The organism is Sphingomonas sp. 66-10 (assembly GCF_001897045.1).
GTDB lineage: Bacteria > Pseudomonadota > Alphaproteobacteria > Sphingomonadales > Sphingomonadaceae > Sphingomonas > Sphingomonas lycopersici.
The window spans coordinates 67,409-73,129 of record NZ_MKRR01000134.1; the positions used below are offsets into that span (position 1 = coordinate 67,409).

General features: G+C 67.1%; 5 protein-coding genes. 2 read left to right on the forward strand and 3 right to left on the reverse strand.

Features of this window, described 5'->3' with window-relative positions; translation table 11 throughout:
* On the reverse strand, positions 1–1,129 hold a 1,129-nt coding region (locus tag BGN95_RS16585), incomplete at its 3' end, for a TonB-dependent siderophore receptor (protein WP_286773384.1).
* Positions 1,130–1,498: 369 nt separating this feature from the next.
* Here BGN95_RS16585 and BGN95_RS16590 point away from each other — a divergent pair.
* Positions 1,499–1,819 carry a DMT family transporter gene (locus BGN95_RS16590; protein WP_179515414.1) on the forward strand — a complete coding sequence of 107 codons (321 nt, stop codon included), beginning with the start codon at positions 1,499–1,501 and terminating at the stop codon, positions 1,817–1,819.
* A gap of 81 nt (positions 1,820–1,900) precedes the next feature.
* Here the strand turns inward: BGN95_RS16590 and BGN95_RS16595 are convergent, their stop codons facing one another.
* The gene (locus BGN95_RS16595; RefSeq protein WP_265312359.1) at positions 1,901–3,958 is read right to left on the reverse strand and encodes a S9 family peptidase; all 2,058 of its coding nucleotides are present in this window, start codon (positions 3,956–3,958) and stop codon (positions 1,901–1,903) included.
* Between the two features lie 191 nt (positions 3,959–4,149).
* Positions 4,150–5,409 (reverse strand): metal-dependent hydrolase family protein, encoded by a 1,260-nt coding sequence (locus BGN95_RS16600; protein ID WP_286773427.1) that lies wholly within the window; start codon positions 5,407–5,409, stop codon positions 4,150–4,152.
* Here BGN95_RS16600 and BGN95_RS16605 point away from each other — a divergent pair.
* Positions 5,396–5,721: hypothetical protein (locus BGN95_RS16605; RefSeq protein WP_286773431.1), on the forward strand; the 326-nt coding region annotated here is incomplete at its 3' end. The genes BGN95_RS16600 and BGN95_RS16605 overlap by 14 nt on opposite strands.

Genomic DNA, 5,721 nt, shown 5'->3' on the forward strand with positions numbered 1-5,721 from the left:
TCACCTGATGCGTAAGCGGCCCGGTGCGGAACCGCCCGCTCAGCTGATTGTCGAACGTCCAGTTGTTGAGCTTTTCGTCGGTGGCATAAGCCGCGCGGCCGAAGGTGGTGAGCGTCGCGTCGGTCGCGACGCCGGTCTGATAGATCGCGCCGAGATCGGTCGAGGCATATTGGTAGCGGCCGCTCGAGCGGAACGCCCAATCCTCGCCGAACCGGTGGGTCAAGATATAGGTCAGCGCGGCCTGTTCGCGGCGGAAGAAATCGCCCGGCTCGCCGTCGGCGAATTGCGTGGCGATCTTGCCGTTGGGGTTCGCGAAGAGCGTGCCGAGCGCGGGGGCGCTGCCGTAATTGCCGTTCTGCGGATCATGCGAATAGGCCGCCAGCACGGTAAGGCTGGTATCGCTTCCCGCACCGATCGTGACCGCGCCGCTCACCGTCGCGCGGCGGCGCTTGCCGAAGCTCTGCTGCGTATCGGCGCCGTTGACCGCGCCATAGAGCCGCCACAGCACGTTCCGATCGATCCGCCCGCCGATATCGGCATCGACGTTATAGAGGTTATAGGTGCCGTAGGTTCCTGAGACCGCGCCGTAAAACTGTTGATCGAGCGGCAATTTGCTGGAGATCGCCACCAGCCCGCCGGGGCTAGACTGGCCGTAAAGCACCGAGGCCGGCCCCTTGACCACCTCGATCCGGTCGATCCGCGATACGTCGACCTGCGGATTGGCATAGCCGGTCGGGCTGTCGAATACCCTGAGCCCGTCGAGATAGCGCGGCGCATCGAAGCCGCGCAGCTTGAACTGATCGTAGATCTCGGCATTGGCGCCGCGCGATTCGGGAGTGACCCCGGCGACATAGCGCAGCGCCTGATTGAGATTGGCGAGCCCGAGCTGGCTGATATCCGCGCTGCTCACGACGCTGATCGACTGCGGCGTCTCGACGATCGGGGTATCCGATTTGGTGCCCGAGGATGCCTGCCCGACGACACGCTCCCCACGCACCACCACTTCGTCGGCATTGTCGGCGGGGGCGGCATCGTCGGTGGCGAGCGGCGCCGCGATCGCGGCTGTGCTCGCGGTCGACGCCAGCAATATCGCGCCTACGAACAGGGAGTTGCGGGGTCGCGCACGCATCGGAACCTCATCAGCAAGGGAAGTGCTGTGCGCCCTTAAGCTAATGAGAGTGATTCGCAATCTTATTTTTGCGATTTCGTCATTTCGATGAAACGGTAAGCGGGATCACCTCTCCCCGTTCGCCCTGAGCTTGTCGAAGGGCGTCTTGCCGTTTGCGAGTTGGGGCCGCCCTTCGACAGGCTCAGGGCGAACGGGGAATGCTCTGAATCTTCCTCGCCACCCGCCGCGCAACAGCGGCTGCGCAGCAGAGGAGGAGCGCCCTGGTGGACAGACAGGCGACAAGCGCCTATCGGGCCGCCGGCGCGCGCCTCTTTCGGGTTTCCGGCCGTCGCGCCTTTTCATCCGAGCCCGCAGAAATGGAGATACCCGATGGCGTGGCTCGTCCTCGGCATTGCCGTGATCACCGAAATCATCTGGGCGCTCAGCCTCAAATGGGCGGCGACCCAGGCCAGCTGGCTCGCCTCGTCGGTGCCGATCGCGCTGAGCTTCGTCAACATGGGGCTGCTCGCGCTTGCGATGCGCGGGCTGCCGGCGGGAACGGCCTATGCGGTCTGGACCGGGTTGGGCGCGGTCGGCGTCACGATCTTCGGCGTGATGTTGTTCGGCGAAAAGCTCAATCCGGTGCAGGCCGGGTTTATCGGGCTGATCATCGTCGGCGTTGTCGGCACCAAATTCTTCGCCACCGCCTGAGCCGGATCCGGCAAAATTTAGCTTCTGTCCCCGTCATGCCGGGTCAAGCCCGGCATGACGGCGAAGGGCCCAAGCCGGCGACTATTTCGCGGCCTCCGGCGACGCGCGATAGCGATCGAACCAGGCGATGATCGCGGCGGCCTTGGACGCGCTCTGCGAGGGGCGGGCGGTGAAGCCGCCGTGGCTCGCGCCCGGCACCTTGACCAGCGCGGTTGGCACGCCGCGGATCTGCAGCGCGGCATAATATTGCTCGCTCTCACTTACCGGGGTGCGATAATCCTCGCTGCCGACCACCACCAGCGTCGGCGTCTTGACGTTGCCGACAAGGCTGAGCGGCGAGCGGTTCCAATAGCTCATCGGATCCTCCCACGGCTTCTTGGTGAACCAATAACGTGAGGTGAAGACGGTATTGTCCATCGTCAGCGCCTCGCTCGCCCAGTTGATCACCGGCTTCTGCGTCGCCGCCGCCTTGAAGCGATCGGTCTTGCCGACGATCCACGCAGTGAGCACGCCGCCGCCCGACCCGCCGGTGACGAACAGATTGTTGGGATCGGCGGTGCCGTCGGCGATCGCGGCGTCGACCGACGCGATCAGATCGTCATAATCCTGGCTGGGATAATTCTTGTCGATCAGATTGGCGAATTCGGCGCCGTAAGAGGTCGATCCGCGCGGGTTGGTCCACAGCACCGCATAGCCGGCGGCGGCGTAAAGCTGGACGTCGCTGGCGAAGCTCGGGCCATAAGCGCTGTTCGGGCCGCCGTGGATTTCGAGGATCAGCGGCACTTTCTGCCCCGGCTGGCGACCCGGCGGGGTGGCGAGCCAGGCGTCGATCGCGCGCCCGTCCGGCGCGGTGACCGCGATCTTGCGCACCGGGGCGAGCGCCTTCGCCTCGAGCAGGTTGGCGTTGAGGTTGGTCAGCCGCCGCGCCTTGCCGCCGGACGACACCCAGACGTCCGCTGGGGCACTGGCGTCGCCGCCGGTATAGGCCACCACGCCGCCGCGCGAGACCGAAAAGCTGCCCCCGGTATAGGGACGATCGATCCCGCCGCCGGCGATATTGTCGACGATCGGCGACAGATGCCCGTCGAGCGAGATCCGCGCGAGCTTGCGTTTCCCGTGATCGTCGTAGCTGGCGTAGAGGCTCTTGCCGTCGCCCGCCCATTGCGCATCCTCGATCGAGCGGTCGAGCGAGGCGGTCAGCGAGCGCGGCGCGTCGGCCGCGCGGCCGCCGACATAGAGCTGGTTATTTTCATAGCTGCGCCGATGATCGTCGAACCCGATCCACGCGATGCGCGCGCCGTCGGGGGAGAAGAGCGGCGCTTCGTCCGGCCCGTCGCGGGTGGTAAGGGTGCGCAGCTCCCCGCTCGCGACATCGACCGCGAAGACGTCGCTGTTCATCACCTGCCGCTCGGCATCGGGGCCGCGGATCGCCGAGAACAGGATCGTGCGGCCGTCCTGGCTCCACGACAGCGGGCCATTGTCGTCGAACTTGCCGAACGTGAGCTGGCGCGCGCCGCCGCCGTCGGCCGAAACGACGAAGAGATGATCGTTGCCGGGCTTGATATAGCCGCCGCCGTCGGCGCGATAATTGACGCGATCGATCACCTCGAGCGGCTCGGCCCATTTCGCGCCCTCGGGCTTGGCGGGGGGTTTGCCGAGCCGCATCGGCTCGCCCGCCACCGTCGCGATATAGGCGAGCCGCCGGCCGTCGGGCGACCAGGCGAGCGCATTGGGATCGTTGGGCAACGTGGTCACCCGCGTCGCCCCCTCGCTGCCGAGCCAGCGAACGAACAATTGCGGGTGCGCGCCGTCCGACGCGACATAAGCGATACGCGTGCCGTCGGGCGACCAGCGCGGGTTGGAGCCGCTCGCGGCGAATGGCGTCTGGCGGCCGCTGGCGACGTCGATCAGCCACAAGGAGGATTGCATCCGGTCGCTCATCACGTCGCCCGAGCGGCGGACATAGACGATCGTCCGCCCGTCCGGGCTGATCTGCGGATCGGCGGCGATCGAAAGCTGGAACAGGTCGCTTCCGGTGAAGGCGCGGGTGGGGCCATCCGCCGCGGCGGTGGCCGCCGGGGTTTCCGCCAGCGCGGGCGCGGCGGTGGTGACAAGAAGAAGAGCAGCGAGCAGGCGCATCACAATCCCCGGTTATGGTTTTGATGGCGAGAGAAATGCGGCGCGGCATCGCCGCTGGCAAGCGCGATATTGGCGCCGGATCGCTCTCGCCGGGATGTCGGAATAATTCTTACGCCGCCGGGCGCGAGGGCGTTCTAAAATATCGTTAGAGCTTTGGGTGCACTGCGATTTTCATCGATTGCCGATCGCGCTCAATGCGCGGAGCGCTCGTAAATTGCGCCGTCCTTCATGACGAAGCGGACCTTGCGTAACGCGCCGACCGACGCGAGCGGGTTCCCCTCGACCGCGATCAGATCGGCCAGCATGCCCGGCTTCACCGCGCCGATCCGATCCGCCATGCCGAACATCGCCGCATTGCCCGAGGTCGCCGCGATCGCGACTTGCGCCGGCGACATGCCCGCGGCCACCATCGCTTCGGCCTCGCGTGCATTGTCGCCATGCGCGAAGACGCCGACGTCCCCGCCGAGGCAGATCGCCACGCCCGCCTTCATCGCCGCGGCGAAGGCGCGGCGCGATTCCGCGACACCGGCGGGTGCCGGGTCGCCGCCATTCCACCCCTGATAGCGCGCGATCGCCTCCGATGCGGAAAGCGTCGGGCAGAGACCGGTCCCGCGCGCCTTCATCAACGCGAAAATCTCGGCATTTCCCTCGCCGCCGTGCTCGATCGTATCGACCCCCGCCAGAATCGCGCGGCGCATCCCTTCGGCGGTATGCGCATGTGCGGCGACCTTGCGCCCGGCGCTGTGCGCCGCCTCGACCGCGGCGGCCATTTCGGATTGCAGATAGGTGGGGCGGCTCGGCTCCCCGGTGCCCCAGCGATAATCGGCATAGAGCTTGACCACATCGGCGCCCGCCGCGATTTGCCGCCGGACCGCAGTGACCAGATCGGGCCCGTCGGCCTGCTCGGCGCCGAGCGGGGTCGCCACGCCCGGCTCGAACCCGCGCGGCCCGTAGGAGCCAGTGGCGACGAGCGCGCGGCTGGCGATCAGCATCCGCGGCCCGGGAACGATATCCTGCTCGATCGCCTGCTTGAGCCCAGCATCGGCATAGCCGGCGCCTTCGGTGCCGAGATCGCGGACGGTGGTGAACCCGGCCATGAGCGTGCGCCGCGCCGCGACGGTGGCGCGCACCGTGCGCAGCGCGATCGCCTCGTGCAGCACCTGCTGATCCCACGGCGTTTCGTTATAGGGGTGCAGGAAAAGGTGCGAATGCCCCTCGATCATCCCCGGCATCAGCGTCGTGCCGGGCAGATCGATGATCCTGGCGTCGGCAGGCGGCGAAACCGTCGCGCCGACCGCCTCGATCCGGTTGCCGCGCACCAGCACCGCCCATCCGCGATGGAGCACGGTCGTCGCGCCGTCGAAAATCGCGTCGGGCTTCAACAGATAGACCCCGCGGTCCGATTCCTGCGCCGTTGCGGCGTGGATCGGGGCGAGCGTGAAAACCAGCATCGCCGCGATCAACCGCACGATCGCGCTCGTTACGAATGCGGCCCCGCGCGCGCTGTCGGCGATTACCCTGTTCAAATCCCCAGCCCCCATTGTCGATCTAGCCATCCCTCTCGCGACGACCATCAGATCAGGAAACCGGCCGGGTGTACAGGCGGGCGCGCCGGTCGATTATCCGTGCATCAGGGAGCAGAAAAGCTCGGCGTGGCGGCTTCCTTCGCGCCAGAACACGGGCGGACGGCCGAAGGGGGCAGGGGTCTCGACGGTCGATCCGCCGGCATGTCGATCGCCGGACCAGAGGTGTACCCACGTCGC

Bases quoted from the DNA above. Each gene is read 5' to 3' on its own strand.
- BGN95_RS16590 (WP_179515414.1), top strand. From the start codon at position 1,499: ATGGCGTGGCTCGTCCTCGGCATTGCCGTGATCACCGAAATCATCTGG.
- BGN95_RS16595 (WP_265312359.1), bottom strand. From the start codon at position 3,958: ATGCGCCTGCTCGCTGCTCTTCTTCTTGTCACCACCGCCGCGCCCGCG.
- BGN95_RS16600 (WP_286773427.1), bottom strand. From the start codon at position 5,409: ATGCTGGTTTTCACGCTCGCCCCGATCCACGCCGCAACGGCGCAGGAA.